This is a genomic window from Legionella septentrionalis (genome assembly GCF_003989745.1).
GTDB classification, from domain to species: domain Bacteria; phylum Pseudomonadota; class Gammaproteobacteria; order Legionellales; family Legionellaceae; genus Legionella_A; species Legionella_A septentrionalis.
Window position 1 is genome coordinate 1 of sequence record NZ_RZGS01000014.1, and the last position, 17,493, is coordinate 17,493.

The following is a 17,493-nucleotide window of genomic DNA, read 5'->3' on the forward strand; positions in this document are numbered from 1 at the left end:
TTTGGAAGTAATTTTTCTAAACGAGACCACATCTCGTCATCAATGACCATCCGTGACATTCCCTCTCCCCAACCCTCTCCCGCGAAGGGCATCATCATACTATCAAAACTCCTATCGTGGGAGAGGGGGTAGATCGAAGTGAAATAGAAAAATTTGTGCTCAATTTAAGATGAAATCTTGGCTAAAAAACTTTAGGGACGTTGCCTAGTTAAAAAGCCGGATGTGATTGGATAGCGCCAGTCAGGTCCAAATGCGCAAGCACTAATTTTTATGCCAGGTGGCGCTTGACGGCGTTTATACTCGTTACGGACAATAAGTTTTATTACTTTATGCACGATATCTTTGCTGTATCCCTGTTGTATGATTTGCTCGGCATCGAGGTTTTGCTCCATATATAAAGCAATAATAGCATCCAGAATGGCATAGTCAGGCAGTGAATCTTGATCAGTTTGATTCAACGCTAATTCTGCGGAAGGCGCCCGTTGAATTACCCGCTCTGGAATTACGCGGGAGAGCGTATTTCGATAACGGGCTAGAGCATATACTTCGGTTTTTAACACATCTTTTAATACCGAGAAACCGCCTGCCATGTCGCCGTATAATGTGGCATAGCCAACGGCAGTTTCGCTTTTGTTGCTGGTCGTGAGAACCATAAAACCTGTCTTATTGGAAAGAGCCATTAATAATAAGCCGCGTATGCGTGCCTGGAGATTTTCTTCGGTGATGTCAGGTGCATAACCCGTAAATGCTGGCTCCAGCGTGTTAAGTAATGCATGGAAAGCAGGTTCTATGGGCAAAGTGTAATGATGAAGCACTTGCATGGTTTGCAATTGTTGCAAGGCATCTTCGTTGCTCATGGCAGCCGTGTAACGAGAGGGCATCATAACGGCTTTTACTCTTTGAGGCCCTAGAGCATCGACGGCAATTGCCAATGTCAATGCAGAATCGATGCCCCCGGATAATCCAAGAATGATGCCGGGAAAGTGATTTTTTTCCACATAATCGCGCAAGCCGCACATCAATGCCTGATATAGCAAGGCTTCCTTTGCTAATAAAGGGGCAACAACGCTCTGAAGTTTTTTATTTTTTATGGTGACGGTTTGGTAATGCTCTTGAAAAGCGGGGGCACGTGCACATATTTCACTTTGCGCATCCATCGCCATGGATTGCCCATCGAAGACCAATTCATCCTGAGCCCCCACTTGATTTACATAAATGGTGGCCAAACCACGCTGGGCATACTGGCGTAATATTTTCTCGCGTTTAGCATATTTGTTTTTATCAAAAGGAGAAGCATTGATACAAAGTAAAATTTCAACGCCTGCGGCAATTAGATCATCCACTGGCCCTAAGCCCCATAAATCTTCACAGATACAAAGACCAAACACGGTGCCTTTAATAGAGAATAAGGTTGTGGCAGGTTTTCCGGGGGTAAAATACCGTTTTTCATCAAACACGCCATAATTTGGTAATAACTGTTTATGGTAAAGTTCAAGGCGTCGACCTTTGTAGAATACACTTGCCGAATTGTAACAGCCTGCTTCTTCAAGACTGGGATGGCCTACGATGACATGGCAATCAGCCGTAATTGCCTGGATTTTCTGCAAGGCTTTATTAACGTGCGTGAATAACTCGGTACGGAACAAAAGGTCTTCAGGGGGATAACCGGTCAAGGCTAGTTCCGGGAAGATAATGACATCATGCTGCTCCTGATGTATTTGGATGATTTTCATTATTTTGTCGGCATTTGCTTCAATTGCCCCGACGGTGGGATTGATTTGCGCCATGAGTAAAGTTAAGGCTTGCGGCATGGTGTTTGATTAAAACCAGATATGAATAGTTTATTTTATCTTAACTTAAATACTGGGTTCAAAATTTTTGTTAAAATAATTGGTTTCACTAAAAATCTAAGGCTTCCATGTGGCAAACAGCGCTGTCGCGCATGAGCGAAGTATTTTCTCCGACTTTGCTAAGACGCGGCCAAGCATACCAAGAAGCAGGCCATGTTTTAACGATACGTTTCAGCGACGGACTTGTGAAAGCGCGTGTTAAAGATGAATCGGGCAGAATTTATAACGTTCATCTGGACTTAAAGCACTGGCCTTCTATCCCGGCACAATGCAGTTGCGCCTTGGGTAAAAATTGCGAACATGCCGTAGCTTGCTTATATGCTTTTAAAGCCCAGGGTAACCAACCGCTGCCAGCGCCGAGTACTAATTTCCCCAGTTATTCACCACAGCAGGAATTAAGCGCAGATGAACTGCATTGGTATTCCGAATTCCAGGAAAGTGCGGCACATGATTTTTTTTCTTATCAATTAGGTATTCTTGTGCATGGCGAGCCTGTCAGCATTGTGCCGTTAGTTACAGAATTGATTCAGCGCTGGGATGAAGGTGCGTTAGAGACATTGCCCGATAATCTACTCCTGAAATTGCCTATTGGAGAGGGCAAAGTTTTAAAAATTGAATTAGGCCGCATTAAGCCTTTGCTGCGTTTACTGTTGCAGTATAGCTTTCAGCAAAAACATGCAGAGCAAAGTCTACGTGTAAAGCGCTATCAATTGCTGTTAATGGTTGAAGCGGAAGAAGCATTGTCGGCTGCTGCCGCCCGCTGGCAAGGGACAGAAAAAATAAGGAAAAAATTAGAACAGTTATTGAGCTTTACTGCTCTTCCTTACATACCTGTGGCGCAAGGTTTAAAAACACGGTTACGCGATTATCAGCACGTAGGGGTGAATTGGCTGCAATTTATGCGCACCAATCAATTTGGCGGCATACTCGCAGACGACATGGGCTTGGGTAAAACAGTGCAAACGCTGGCTCACTTGCAATATGAAAAAGAGCAGGGGCGGCTTAAAAAATCCAGCTTAATCCTGACTCCCACCAGTTTGGTATGGAATTGGTTTGAAGAAGCGAAGCGATTTACACCCGAATTAAACGTATTGGTTTTTCATGGTCAGGAGCGCCACCGCAATCATTTCGATGAATATGATTTAATCATTTCGACGTATGGTTTAATTCAGCGCGATAAGAAACGCTTTTTAGATTATTCGTTTTATTATCTAATCCTTGATGAAGCGCAATTTATCAAGAACGTGCGTACCAAAACCACCCAGGTTGTGTATCAGCTGCAAGCAGCGCATCGTCTTTGTTTAACCGGCACACCACTTGAAAACCATTTGGGTGAATTATGGTCGCTATTTCATTTTTTAATGCCCGGATTTTTAGGCCAGGGTAGACAATTTCGTAAATATTTTAAAATACCAATCGAGAAGCATGCGGACAGTGAGAAAAAGGAATTATTGGCACGACGGGTTCAGCCTTTTATATTGCGCAGGACCAAGGATGAAGTATTAAAAGAATTACCCGCTAAAACAGAAACAATACAGCTCATTGAGTTGAGCGGCCAGCAACGTGATTTATATGAAGCGATCCGTTTGAGCATGGAGAAAAAAGTACGTGATGCAATAGCAAGGCAAGGATTAGGGAAAAGTCATATTGTTTTGTTGGATGCCTTGTTGAAATTACGGCAAGTATGTTGCGATCCGCGCTTGGTGTCTTTGCCAGAAGCTGCAATGGCACATGGGGAATCAGCCAAATTGGATTCCTTGCTGCAATTATTGGATAGCTTAATGGAGGAAAAGCGTAAAGTTTTGGTATTTTCCCAATTTACTTCCATGCTGCAATTAATTGAAGAGCAATTAATAAACAGAAATTATCCTTATTTAAAGCTTACTGGAAAAACACAAAATCGGCAGGCTTTGATAGATAATTTCCAACAAGGTAGCGTGCCGATTTTTCTCATTAGTCTAAAAGCAGGAGGAGTAGGATTAAATTTAACGCAGGCTGATACCGTGATTCATTATGATCCATGGTGGAATCCTGCTATTGAAGATCAGGCGACCGGCAGAAGTCATCGCATCGGGCAGGAAAACCCTGTATTTGTTTATAAGTTATTGACCGCCGGGACTGTTGAAGAGGTGATCCAGCAAATGCAAGCGAAAAAAAGAGCTTTAATTGAAGACGTCTTAGTCTCGCATTCACCTGGAAAAACTGTTTTTACAGAGTCAGATCTGGAACGATTTTTTAAGCCGTTGCCAAATTAAGATTTTCTTGCGCTTAATCCATATTTGCTCTGTTAAACAAGTTGCAAATCCTTAGGCCATCGCCTATCCTGTGGAACATTAAACTTTGGAGGATTAATGATGAAACGGTGGAAATTATTTGTTCTTTCAGTGTTTGCCTCATTATATCTGCCTATGGTGATGGCATCTCAGTCCCCGGTGGGAACTTGGACGACTACCGATGATAAAACCGGTAAGAAAAGGGCCGTTGTCAATCTGGAAATAAACCAAGGTAGTTTAAGCGGTACGATCGTCCGTGTTTACCCGCAGCCTGGCGATACAGGAATTTGCTCCAAGTGTTCCGGTAAATTTAAAGATAAGCCAATTGAAGGCTTGCGTTTCTTATGGGGATTGAAAGAGCAAGGCAAAGGCGTATGGTCTGACGGTTACATCCTTGACCCGAAATCCGGAAAAATTTATCGAGCTAAATTAACGGTCAAGGGTAAAAAATTGTACGTACGTGGATACGTCGGGCTCTCCATGTTGGGAAGAACACAAATTTGGGTGCGCGCATAGTGACTAATGGCTTAAAGCCCATTACTGATTAATTTTATGTTAGAAGTACAATCACGAAAAAAAGCAACTGATCCTTTAAAGCGGCCTCCTCATTCATTGGAGGCTGAGCAATCCATCCTTGGCGGCCTCATGTTGGACAATCAAGCCTGGGATAAAGTAAGTACGAAATTATGTGAGACGGATTTTTACCGTACTGAACATCGCGTCTTATTTCGAGCGATCCTCGAACTTTCCAACAAAAGCCAGCCGTTTGATGTGGTCACGCTTTTAGACGCATTGAAATCCAGAAATAGTCTGGATGACGCGGGCGGTGAAGCGTACTTGTTTGAATTAGCGAATAATACCCCAAGTGTCGCCAATGTTTCTGCCTATGCAGATATTGTTCGGGAAAAATCGGTGCAGCGGCAGTTGATTTCGGTTGCCGGTGAAATTGCAGATTCGGCTTATAATCCGCTGGGTAGAGAAGTAGCTGAATTGCTGGATTTTGCAGAAACCAAAGTTTTTGCCATAGCAGAACAAACTGCAAGTGATGGAGGCCCAGAAACTATTAAATCCATTCTGGTGCGGGCTGTTGAGAAAATCGACGAGCTTTATCATAGCGGCGATGCAATTACAGGCCTGGCTACTGGCTTGACGGATTTGGATAAAATGACTTCCGGATTGCAGCAGTCTGATTTAATCATTGTGGCAGGCCGTCCTTCTATGGGTAAAACGACTTTAGTGATGAATATGGCTGAGCATGTTGCCATTAAATCGGGCAAGCCCGTACTGGTTTTCTCCATGGAAATGCCGGCTGATTCCTTGGCAATGCGTATGATGTCTTCGCTAGGCCGTATTGATCAGCACCGAATTCGTACGGGCAAACTGCATGATGATGATTGGCCGCGCGTTACTTCTGCCGTGCATATGTTATCGGAGGCACCTTTATATATTGATGACACGCCTGCTTTAAACCCGTCGGAGATGCGCGCGCGCGCAAGGCGATTATTTAAAGAGCACGGTCAATTAGGTCTTATTGTAGTGGATTATTTGCAGCTTATGAAAGTTCCGGGGTTTAAAGCAGATAACCGGACGGCAGAAATTTCGGAAATTTCCCGCAGCTTAAAATCATTGGCAAAAGAATTGGATGTGCCGGTTATAGCCTTATCCCAGCTTAACCGCAGTCTTGAGCAGCGTCATGACAAGCGTCCAATCATGTCTGACTTGCGCGAATCCGGAGCAATTGAGCAGGATGCAGACTTAATTTGTTTTATTTATCGTGATGAAGTGTATAACGAGGATAGTCCTGACAAGGGCACAGCAGAAATCATCATTGCAAAACAACGTAATGGTCCGATTGGCAAAGTGCGAGTGGCATTTTTGGGTCAATATACCCGTTTCGAGGATTTAGCTTTCCAAGGCTATCAGAGCGTAGAATAATCATGACCAGACCTACTCGTCTTTACATTGATGCAACTGCACTGTTGCATAACATAAAACGCATCAGACAATGTGCTCCCGGCAAAAAAATTATTGCCATGGTCAAAGCCAATGCTTATGGGTGTGGCTTGGCTTCCGTAATACCTGTTTTGGAGGGGGAGGTTCATGCATTTGGCGTAGCGTCGCTGGAAGAAGCGATGACCTTGCGTACATTGGGCAGCCGCAGCGAGTGCATTTTATTTCAAGGGATTTTTTCTCCAGATGAATTATCTGTAGTGGTAGAACAGGGTTTTCAGTGCGTGATTCATAGCAGCCAGCAATTAAACTGGATTCTTAATACTCCATTAGCCGCAAAAATAAAGGTTTGGGTGAAAGTGAATACGGGCATGCACCGCCTTGGTTTCCCGCCTGAGCGGGTAGGGGAAATAATCACTGCACTAAGAAACTCTGCCTGGATAGATGAAGAAATAGGTGTAATGACGCATTTGGCTTGTGCCGATGAGCCTGAAAATTTAAGAAATCAGCAACAATTAGCACATTTTCAAGCGCTTGCGTTACCTCCAGGAAAAATAGTGCGCAGCATTGCCAATTCGGCAGCCATATTAGCTTTGCCGGAAACCCATGCTGATGTCGTGCGCCCAGGCATTATGCTTTATGGCGTTTCTCCTTTTTTAGGGCAAACGGGTGTTGAGCTGGGACTAATTCCTGTGATGAACCTCGTCTCAAGAATCAGTGTTATCCACCATTACCCATCCGCTTCGCCTATCGGTTATGGCGGCAGGTGGAAAAGCGATAAACCGAGTATCATTGGCATCGTTCCTATAGGATATGGTGATGGCTATCCTCGCCATATGGTCTCAGCACCAACTTGGGTAAATGGTTTTATTGCGCCGGTAGTAGGCCGAATTTCCATGGATATGTTGACCATTGATTTAACCGCTTGCCCAGGCGTCAAAGAAGGAGATTTAGTTGAATTGTGGGGAAAAAACATACCGGTTGAAGCCATTGCAAATTTAGCAGGCACGTTCGCTTATGAATTGCTTTGCCAAATTTCACCACGAGTACGAGGTTAAAGGCTATAATATCTTTTGTCTTTGGCGATGGATCATCTCTATTCCTTGATGCTAAAATGTCCGTCGATTTTGTAAACAATTACACAGGTGAATAAAAATGAAAAAACTCATGGTAGCCTCATTGTCTCTATCGGTTTTTCTAGCTGGTTGTTCGCAAGTAACGAATGAAGGTGTAGGCACTGTATCCGGTGGTGTAATTGGAGGGTTGCTGGGTAGCCAATTCGGTGGCGGTTCTGGAAAAGTTGCTGCTGCAGCTGGTGGTGCATTAATCGGAGCATTTTTAGGCGGTAAAATTGGTCAATACATGGATCGGCAGGATCGGATGGAAATGCAACGTGCTTTAGAAACAGCGCCAACAGGTCGTGCGGTTACATGGAAGAATCCTGATTCAGGCAATCAGTACACGGTTAAAACAACACGCACGTATTACAACAGACAACAGCCTTGCCGTGAGTATGTGACCGATGCCATTATTGGTGGAAAAAGACAGCAAATTTATGGCAAAGCTTGCCGTCAAGCTGATGGAGCCTGGCGTGTAGTCAGCTAATACACCAATGAAAAAGCCACAATATGTGGCTTTTTCATTGCAATAAGAATTATATTTTAAAATGTGCTAAAATTTGATCAACCAGGCGGACAAAGGAGTGGAAATGCCTTTTACGAAAGCAAGCATGGCAGCTATTTCTGTAATACAAGGGCTACCTGATGTTCCCTTGGAATCTCCCCCTTATCCTGAAACACCTGAGCCTATTGCGCCTCCCAATACGCCTGAACCAGAACCAGCAGATTCTCCTGAACCTGATCCTGTCCATATTCCGGAACCTGGCCCCACTCATATACCTGAACCTGAGCCTGTTCAGACTCCAGAAAAGTTATAGATTAAATATATCCCCATTGTTTTTTAAAAAAAATTATACAGTTTTTGGACTGTTTTAATTTTCCTTTAAGGTTTTCATGGTATAGTACCGTACCAATAAAAAACCTTAGCGACCATATCTTGTTCAGGTTGTGTATATGAGAATAATTTTGGATCGACAAAGACTTGAGATGGATTCAATTAGCCAATTAATCAATTTTATACAGGAAAATGAGACAAAAGATTTTTCTGCCGAGCTTTGTTTAAAAATTGAAGATGCAAATGTTAATCCAGAAGAGTTTTATAATTTACTTGCATGTTTAAACCAACCTGAAATTAAAACAGCTTATCTTATTTCATTCGATGGACAGTACGCCGAATATAATGAGTTATTGTTTGATGCTTATCTCGCGGCGAAAAGACGGCAATTTGCCACAAATCACCCCATGATAATCCTTGCGGAAGGTAACACCATACCCGAAGAAAAAATTCGCAAAACCAAAATGGATTTGTCGCGACAAGCGCACGGAATTGCCCTGCAAATCCAACAGCAACAGCAGCAACATTTAAAAAACGAGCAACACAAAAAAGCGGCCAAGCGCCAGGTAAAGCGTAATGAGGAAATACAAAGTTCGCCGCAGATTTCAATTCATTCATCCGAATTAGGCGAATGCATTGATTTAAACAATATTGCAGAAAAACTTGCTGAATATGCAAACAATTTATATCCCAATATTGATTTAAAAAAAATATGGAAAGACTTGGTCGGGGAGGGCGCCGATAAAATTGGCGATTTCTCGCAGAAAATCACCAGTGTACAACGCGGCGCTATGGAGAAAATTATTCTCCATCATTCTGAATTTGTGGATGGCATTGTGCTGCAAAAGCCGCCATTGGGTTTTTATATGCAAAAAACTTCCGACGGGGAGCATGTCCTTTGCTATAAGAATTCTGAGTTAGAAAACACTGATCCTTTGTCCTTGTCACTCAGTAATAAACCGACTTATGCAAATGGGACGGCCAAGCAATTTATATTAACCTTATTATCGCGGTCCACTTTTGAAGAAAAAGCGCAAGGGACTTTTGTCAAAGCAGCATTAAATGGAGAAGGTGAAGCGTTTAAAAAAGAATTTCCACATAGCGAGGAATATCAAAAATATTTCGAGCAATTAACAAATGGTAATGAGATTGATGGCATCAAAAACGCTTTTCTTTTTTTCTTAAAAGAGTTAGCAACGCCTGCCGGTTTTAAAGACATCAGCCAAAAACTTGATGCATTTAATTTTACGGCAGAGCAGTACCATGGTCTTGCCAAAATGCTTCTTCATAATGGCGAGAATGGTGTTTTTTGTTTTCTTGGAAAGTTGACTCTTTTAAACAAAAAAGGTTTGTACAAACACTTCCATGAAATATTCCTTGATAATGGTGCCAATTTTGAGGCGTTTCTATCGGAAGAAAGTCTTTCCAATTTGGATAAACTGATAAATTTTGATCCTGCTGCACAATCTTGGTGGGAAACATTAACCACGCAGCATGCTAAATCTGGGGCGCGCCTTGATTTTAATGAATTAATCACCGCTTTTGATTATTTCCGTGCTCAATTGAAATTAATGGGTCTTTCTTTACCTATAGTATGTCCTTTGCAGAAGGTAAAACATTTAAAGACCACACTAATCCGTGTCCTGGATATTATACACAATGCTGGGGATGGTATTGAAGATAAACGTGAACAATTGCGGCTTTTAAATAATCTGGATTTCAGTGTGAATGGTGCACATTTGGCAAGTTGTTTTGCGCATTATAAATGTGTTTCAGAGGAAATGCAGTTCCTCTCTTCCGAAGAAAATTTAAATTATGCAGCACCCACGTCTCAAGATTTACTGCAAAGTACACAAAGTGGTGATGCGGCCAAGCGTAAAAAAATATTTTATCGTTATGTAGGCGCCGCAGATTATGCTTTTTCATTCGTAAATTATGAGTCCATTTTTAAATTAATTGAGAGTACGGAATTTCCAGCGCAAGCTAAAATTAAGCTCCAGGCTTTTGCAGCGAGAATAACTACCGGGGAGAGAGCTTATAGAGAAATTAATAATCCCATACGTGAGATGCAAGAGCTGCTTCATTTAGTAAATTCTTTTCAGTTTAACGCGCAAGAATTGGATGCTCTTTTATATTCCGCATTGAAGTTTTCTGTGGTTTTACCCACTGAAAAAATGCTTACCCCCTATGAGTGGGGCAAGGTGTTCGAATTTATCCACTCTACGGCTCATTCCGGAGAAAAGCTGGAAAGCTTTGAAGTTTTTCAACAATGTTTTATAAAATTTAATGAATTTAATCACATTTTAATTAATAACTATAAAGAACGAGTGGTTAAGGAAGAAAATCAGGTCATTTCATATAAAAAACTAGGCAGCTTGTTTCTTTCCCTCAATGATATAGCCAAAGAAATTAAGGATTTTTCATCATTTGTTATCCTGGTTTCTTGTATAAAAGATATTGATCCAGTCGATAATGAATCAAATATTGAAAGTATACAACAATTTAAAAAAAATCTGCTGCTTCTTCCGGAAAGTTTACAAAATATTTTTTTAGATTTTGTGAAAGATATTAATGTTAAGAAATCCACTTCCTTGCCTACATTCGGGGAATTGAACAACGTCCTTGTGCAAATTAAATCCCAGCAAGCCATTTTCTTGCAGAAAAGTGAAATGAATTGTAAGGAAGAGATGGTTGAGTTTATCACTAAAAGCTTGCCCAATGTAAGTTTTGGTGCGGGGCCGTTGCTCGAATCTACTCTTGATCTAGTTGGTGTTATTAAACATTTTTTTGAAAAAGTAAATTTAACTGATCAAATTGATAAATATTTAAACAAAACACCCCAATTATTGTTAAAGTTAATTAACCCACAAATCAATAAGATTTTGACACCACTCAAAGAGTTACAGGAGTATTTGAATAATAATGGGGATGAAGCCCCGACTATGGAGGGGATGGCCGCTAAATTTAAGGCTATTGACGAAGGTTTTGCCGAAATCCTGCGTATTAAGCTACCCTTTACAACACCTATCGATGTGTTTAAAGGCTTCATCCCCAAAATAAAGGAATCTGTACTGGAGAGTGAGCGAACTGATATTGGTTTTAATGAACAAGCTTCTAAACAAAAACTGGATCGTATGTTTAACGAGTTTGTTGAAGAAAGGCCGTCTTTATTAACGTTCCTGAAATACCCTATTAAGGAATCCTTTGTTGCAGAATTAACGAGTTCCGTCGCCAGGCTACAAACAGGAAATGATAAATTACAAAATATTCTTGTAAAAATTTTAGGGGACATCGACTTAAATTTGGGTTTTGTCGACGCCTTAAAAAATTATGATGATCGTTTCAAAGTAATCGTTAAGTTCATAAATACCTTGGTACGGATTAATAATCAATGTTCCGGGCCGGATTATGCCGCTGTAGTAAAACTAATTTCAGAAATTAATCTTGAAAATTTCGATTTAAATGATATGGCTCAGTTGCTGGAGCAATTAACGGAGCAGTCAGTTAAAACCAACACTTCAGTATCGGTACAATTGGCCATTATTTTAAATGTGCTAAAAAAACACCCTAATTACAGCAATAAAAATTGGACGTCGGCAATAAGTCAGATTGGTATTCTAGCCAAATATCCCAATTTATCCAGTGAGACTTATCTACGCTTGTTAGGGGTTTCTTTTGTGCACAACTTAACAAAAGAAAATTTCTTTCCGCTAGCTGAATTACTTGAGCTTCATTCTTCTAAAGAAATTGAAAAAACTGAAGCGGAATTAGTATTTGCAAGTCTGGTTGAAGTTTTGGGAAGCACCGAAGAGGGTACTGAAGAACTTATTATTTCTTTCATTAAAAATACCATTGCCTTAATCAAAGAATGCAACGCTTCTAATCCAGAACTGGTTTCTGTCATTGCATTACTCCTAAAGCAATGTGACGGCACGCTTTCGCAATTAAATATTTACTTAAAGTTATTGCATAATTTTCCTGGGAATAATGCCGAACAATTTAACATTTGGCTGCAAATTTTTCGTGGTATTATTGAAACCAATCATCACGCAATCCGCCTGCAAGATTTGCTTGCAGTACAGGATGGCTTAAGACGTCATGAAGAAAGTTTGGATATAATAAAAACTTTATTTGCCTCCCTTCCATATCCCAATCTCTCATGGTTTTTAAGGCAACTTGAACTCGATGCTCAACAACTTAAAGACAATATTCGTCTTTTTGATTGGGATCCCAAGCAGGGCCGCGTTACTAAAAATGCATTAAAAGAACAATTTTCAACGCAGCGAGTGCATCAGGTCGTAAGCGAAGTCAAGCGTTTGTTAAATGGTACGAATCTTGCGAACGATGAACAGTACGATTTAGAGCAGCAGATTAATTATATTAACGCGATTGGCTGTGACGTTCCTTTAACCATAGACGGTTTGTCTTGCAAAAACTTAACAAAAGCTTCACGCGCAGAATTAAAAACATTATCAGAACGTTTGATTGGTAATATCAAATCTCAGCATTTAAACCCTCAGGAAATGAGGAAATCCATGCTGCAATTAATTGCCGTCATGCGGGAAACCTTTTTCCGAACTACCGGGAAATTTCCCTATACGGATACGCAATTATTGGCTTTACTTTTATCCATTGAAAATCCCGGGCATTTGCTTATGCAGCTGGAAACAGGAGAAGGAAAAGCACTTATTATGGCCATGCTAAATGTCTTGCGTTGGGTTCGCGGTGGAAGCGTTATAGTATGTACGGCCAACCATGGATTGATACAACAGGATTATTATGAAAAGGGCATCAAAAATTTCTACCAGGCTTTGGGAATTCCTTCGACAGTTGTTTATGCTGATTCGCCCAAAAATACGTTCATAGTTGGCGGTATCAATTACACCACCATTGCCGATGCTTCATTATACGAAGCCCGGGCACATCAGGAAGGGGAAAAGTTATTCGAGCTCGAGGATGGGACGAGCGTACCTGCACATTTACATTTGGATGAATCGGATCTGATTTTGGATAATCGCACTTTATTTAATTATGCCATTGATGCAGAAGGCCAGGATGAAGGCTTAGGCAATGCTTATGCGTGGATTTATCCATTAATTAATGATTTTATCGATGCAGATGAATTTTTAAATGTGGATTTCTCAAATGGTGATGTTTGGGACAACAATTTTGACCTCGTGAAATTAAACATTCATCTTTTATCCAAAAATCTCACGAGATCGCAAGCTGAACAATTGGAACATATATCAGAAAAAAAATTGAACCGGTGGATCAATGCTGCCTGCAAGGCCAAGTCCATTTATATGAAGTGGGAAAAAACTCAAGAGCATACAGCGACACCAGGGATAAAGAATGATGAAATTAAAGTTCCATTTCTTATCAAAGATGAGCAAATTGTAGCGGAAAATATCCAGAAAAAATTGGCTGCTGCCGTGCCTCTTATTAACAATGAACCGCAAAAAGGCATGTTTAAGGGCAGTGTACACCAGTTTTTACATGCCAGGCTGCGCCAGCATGATACTGAGGACAGAGTATGGGTGATTGATCCTGAAATGCGTATTGTCGCCTCGGAATCCAGCAGCGGTTTTGTAAAGCGTCACCAAAAAGTGCCTGGTTCGGTGGTTCTGGGAATATCGGCAACTCTTGGCACTGAAGCTGAATTGCTTTTTCAAAAATCCAAATTTGGTATGGATGCTTTTAGCATACCGCCGCACCAAACAAATAAAAGAGAAACTCTAAATGTGCAATTGGCAAAGGATTTTACCGATCAGATTACCCAAATTAAAGAAGCAATCAATCAGGTGATTCCAAACCGCAAGGAAAAGAATACCCAGCCTATTTTACTGGTTTGCAAAGACATGAATCACGCGGAGTTATTGCATAAAGAGTTGCATTCATATTTTGCATTAGAGTCTTGCGTTCTGGCAAAAATGTCAAGCAATCCTCTCACCCACTCATTTGAGGACGTGGTAAATTTTTTGGGGTTAGGTAATAAACCCGCAGTGATTTTATTTGGCGAAGAATTGTATTTTGTTGATCATGAAAGCCAATGCATTGAACATGTCTATATTTCAGATGATAAAAAACGTGAATTTACAGCATTAAAAGAAGAATTTCAGGATAATCCGAAAGATGCTGCTGCCCGCCAATTAAAATTAATTACTTCGCTAACCGGGCGTGGTTTTGTTGTTAATTTAATTACAGGAAAGGAAACCTTAGACAACGGCCAAAGCCTTATTGCGGAAGCGGCTCAAGCAAATCGCATCACGGTGGCAACTTCAGCTAAAGGCCGCGGTACGGATATTGAAGTTGAGCATGAAGAGGGCTTATACACCATACAGTGTTATTTGGATACAGAGAGAACTACCAGGCAGGTAAAAGGTCGTTCAGCCCGTAACAGTAAAAAAGGAAAATTTTTATCCATTATCAATGTCGAGGGAATTGCACACCGCTATGACAGCAAGAAATTGTTAGAATTATCCTTGCCTGAAAGAAAAAAGGCTTTGCGTTTTATCCAAAAGCAGATTAATGAGGAAATTGCCGTTGAACGGCATTACACACAGGAAGTAGATGCCATTCAACAGCTCCTATTGGAGCAGTTTGACGATTGGGTCGGCTTTTTTAAAAAAATAACCCCTGAAAATGAATTTAAGTCTTTGGCTAAGGATCTTTTGCCGTACAGAGAAGAAATTATTACCAATATTGATGATTTCTGGGAAACTTGTCTTGAAGAAACAGACAAAGAAAAAAAATACGTTAATCCTTTTGTCCGTAGAAATGATGCTGGCAATCTTGAGAAGAATGTTTTGGAAGAAGCGTTGCAACAACTGTTAGGTAAGGCGAGTGAATTTTGGAAAAAAACAGTTCTGGAATTAAAAGGTAAGGCTCAGAAAAATCTTAAAGAAAATTCCGTGGATGAAATACGTGCACTCTACATGTCGCAGGTAGATATAGCTGAACAATATAAATTGAATAAGCATACCGCTCGGAAAGAAAGAAAAGAAGCAAAATCAGAACAATTAAATTCGGCAAGGCGAGCGCATTATGCAATGGATGTAGATGCAGCCGTGCTGCGATTTGAGCCAGCTATCGAGGACAAAGAAGCCAGGCAGATAAAATCCCTCCATACGCAATTTAAGTTACTAAAACAGGATTTTGAAAGAGTTGCGCAAAAATTACCGTTTAAAGCTCCAAAAATTCATGATTTACTAAAGCAGTTGCCGGAGTTGGCTTTTAAATTCAATGCCTACAATAAGGAAAAAGATACCTTGCCAGCTTTTATGGGTATTTTTAGTACAGATGGTACTGTCGCATCCATTAACGAAATTTTTAAAGGGTTTGCAACAGCGTTTCAATCTTACGAAAAAAGAGCAGGCAGCTTACTGATAAAATTCCAGATGCAGCCTGTAGTGCTTGATTTTATAGAACTCTTCAATCAGGCAAAAAACTGGTTAGGCGTGCGAGAACTTCCCGAAGTGGAGGAGTTGAAGGAATCATTTATCGATTCGGTAGCTGATCAAATCATCGATGATTTGGATAAAACACTATCTTGGGCTAAGCCCGAGGAGCGGGGTATTGGTTACCGGTTGGAAAGAAGTGCGGTTAAACAAGCGGCCCAAGACCTACTTGCCATCGTTGCAGCATACAAACAAATCGACTCCCAAGATAGGGAAAAGCGGCTTTTGCAAATTAAAGAATTGCACAAAATACTGTATATTCATGAACATAAGCTTAAAGATTTATGGCTTTTTTCCTTTGGTCATAAAAGTACACGCTATTTAATAAATACGACCTTAAAATCCTTAGACATTTTAACGAAAGTTTCTGATGACATAGACGCTTCTTTTAAAAAAGATAACCGTGAACATGCGATGCGCGCGTTAGGTCTGGAAAATTTTGAGAAATTATTGGGTTATTGCAATCAAGAAGTGGAAAAGAATTTCGCTAAGCATGCAGAATCTCTGGATTTGTGGCATGAACTTGTTCGGGAAATTCGTTTGGTTAAAGAAAATAATCCCAGCATTTACGTTTTTAGGGAAATAAGAAATTTTATAACCAGATTTAATGAAAAAAATAATGAACAGTTGCAGGCTTCAAAACTGCGCGAACCCATACAAAAAATATTAAATGGCATTCGAAAAGAAGCTATCCAGGCTGAAAACAATTACAGTGATTTATTTGCAAGCAGCTCTTATTTAGAAATTAAAGAAAAACAGCTTCTTGAGAAAATTCCCGTTATTGCAGGAAACAATGTACAAGAATTAACCTTAAGAAAAGGTCATACTGGGTTTTGTGAATATTTGGATTTAACGATAAAAAAGCAAGCTCAGGAGCCGATAAAAGGTTTTGAACAGTATGGGCAACAAACAGAAGAATTAGAACAGAAACAAAGCGGATTACGCGCCAAGAAATTAATTAATTTAAATATACAAACGGGACTGCAAACATCTATTGAGCATACGCAAACCTCTGATGGCAACAAGCTTTCACTAGAATATTTATGGCCCGCAAATTTACAATCCACAGTAAACAGCATTAATAGTTTGATCGATTATTCTGAGCATGAAAATACTTTGGACTCACTTGGCAAACAGATGGATTCCTTATCTGAATATTTGAGATCCTTGTTGCAACAACATAATATTTTGCAGTGTGATTTTGCAGATATTAATACACATACTCTCAGTATGTTAAGCGGGTTTGATAAACGGTTCAATGCTTATGAAGAACTTATTAAAACCAAAGAAAAGCTAAAAGATGAAATAGAGGTATTGCAGAAAAAAATTAAACTAAAAGAAAGCAAAAAAAACCAATCCATTGCAACTGTAAACCACACTCCTGCTACACGGGTAACGTCAAACGTGTTCAAAAAAGTGCAAGGGGCTTTTGCACAGATAGGGGAAAAATTACAATCGGCTTTCAGTGAATCATTAACTTCTTTAAAAGAGCAGAAAAAAGAGAAAGAACATGGACTGAACCGGCTAGAACAGTGGTTTAATAAGAATCGCTTGCAACAATTTGAAGAATTAAAAATAGAAGTAAAGAAAAAATTAAATCAAGAAGCTCAGAGTGCGCTCAAGCAAGAAATTAACGAGAAAAAGCACGAATTGATAGAAGCTATCCAGGCAATTAACAAAGATTATGAGGCAGAAAACCATAATCTAGATACCTTAATCCGAGAGATAGACAATAAAATAATGGCTGAAAAAAATAAAAGCAGAATTGCCATAAAACGTTTTAACAATCTGGAAGAGCTCTGGGATTTTGAAGCGTCTTTACGTGAACAAAATACGCCGGAACCATCACCCAGCTCTGCGAGAGACGAGATGATAGAGCTTGCACCCCTACAGACGGAGTATTTATCTCCCTCTCCCGCAAATACGATATAAATTCATAATGGGCATTGCTTCCCAAGAGATAGAATAGGGTATAATATTTTATTGCTGCCAGCCATTTCTCAATGGGAA

7 protein-coding genes and 1 pseudogene are annotated in these 17,493 nt (G+C 40.3%); 7 read left to right on the forward strand and 1 reads right to left on the reverse strand.

What is annotated here, in order from left to right:
* Nucleotides 1-191: 191 nt before the first annotated feature.
* A complete protein-coding gene (locus ELY11_RS06270; protein ID WP_127032716.1) occupies nucleotides 192-1,811 on the reverse strand; it encodes an NAD+ synthase in 1,620 nt (539 codons plus the stop codon).
* A gap of 407 nt (nucleotides 1,812-2,218) precedes the next feature.
* Here ELY11_RS06270 and ELY11_RS06275 point away from each other — a divergent pair.
* From ELY11_RS06275 to ELY11_RS06305, 7 genes and pseudogenes are all read left to right on the forward strand, one after another.
* Nucleotides 2,219-4,105 (forward strand): annotated as a pseudogene (locus ELY11_RS06275) (DEAD/DEAH box helicase); the annotation flags it as partial.
* Nucleotides 4,106-4,204: 99 nt separating this feature from the next.
* Nucleotides 4,205-4,639, forward strand: coding sequence for a DUF2147 domain-containing protein (locus ELY11_RS06280; protein WP_126954400.1), 435 nt, complete (start codon nucleotides 4,205-4,207; stop codon nucleotides 4,637-4,639).
* 36 nt (nucleotides 4,640-4,675) lie between these two features.
* Complete coding sequence (gene dnaB / locus ELY11_RS06285) at nucleotides 4,676-6,058, forward strand: replicative DNA helicase (protein WP_126954358.1); 1,383 nt, start codon at nucleotides 4,676-4,678, stop codon at nucleotides 6,056-6,058.
* Between the two features lie 2 nt (nucleotides 6,059-6,060).
* Complete coding sequence (alr, locus tag ELY11_RS06290; RefSeq protein ID WP_126954359.1) at nucleotides 6,061-7,131, forward strand: alanine racemase; 1,071 nt, start codon at nucleotides 6,061-6,063, stop codon at nucleotides 7,129-7,131.
* Nucleotides 7,132-7,228: 97 nt separating this feature from the next.
* Nucleotides 7,229-7,678: an RT0821/Lpp0805 family surface protein gene (locus ELY11_RS06295; RefSeq protein ID WP_127032718.1), complete on the forward strand. Its 450-nt coding sequence runs from the start codon at nucleotides 7,229-7,231 to the stop codon at nucleotides 7,676-7,678.
* Between the two features lie 103 nt (nucleotides 7,679-7,781).
* On the forward strand, nucleotides 7,782-8,009 hold the full coding sequence (locus ELY11_RS06300; protein ID WP_127032719.1) for a hypothetical protein: 228 nt from the start codon (nucleotides 7,782-7,784) through the stop codon (nucleotides 8,007-8,009).
* A 136-nt stretch (nucleotides 8,010-8,145) separates the two neighbouring features.
* On the forward strand, nucleotides 8,146-17,415 hold the full coding sequence (locus ELY11_RS06305) for a hypothetical protein (protein WP_127032720.1): 9,270 nt from the start codon (nucleotides 8,146-8,148) through the stop codon (nucleotides 17,413-17,415).
* Nucleotides 17,416-17,493: the final 78 nt, after the last annotated feature.

Coding starts and splice junctions, on each gene's coding strand:
- ELY11_RS06270 (WP_127032716.1), bottom strand. CDS start 1,811: ATGCCGCAAGCCTTAACTTTACTCATGGCGCAAATCAATCCCACCGTC.
- ELY11_RS06280 (WP_126954400.1), top strand. CDS start 4,205: ATGAAACGGTGGAAATTATTTGTTCTTTCAGTGTTTGCCTCATTATAT.
- dnaB (WP_126954358.1), top strand. CDS start 4,676: ATGTTAGAAGTACAATCACGAAAAAAAGCAACTGATCCTTTAAAGCGG.
- alr (WP_126954359.1), top strand. CDS start 6,061: ATGACCAGACCTACTCGTCTTTACATTGATGCAACTGCACTGTTGCAT.
- ELY11_RS06295 (WP_127032718.1), top strand. CDS start 7,229: ATGAAAAAACTCATGGTAGCCTCATTGTCTCTATCGGTTTTTCTAGCT.
- ELY11_RS06300 (WP_127032719.1), top strand. CDS start 7,782: ATGCCTTTTACGAAAGCAAGCATGGCAGCTATTTCTGTAATACAAGGG.
- ELY11_RS06305 (WP_127032720.1), top strand. CDS start 8,146: ATGAGAATAATTTTGGATCGACAAAGACTTGAGATGGATTCAATTAGC.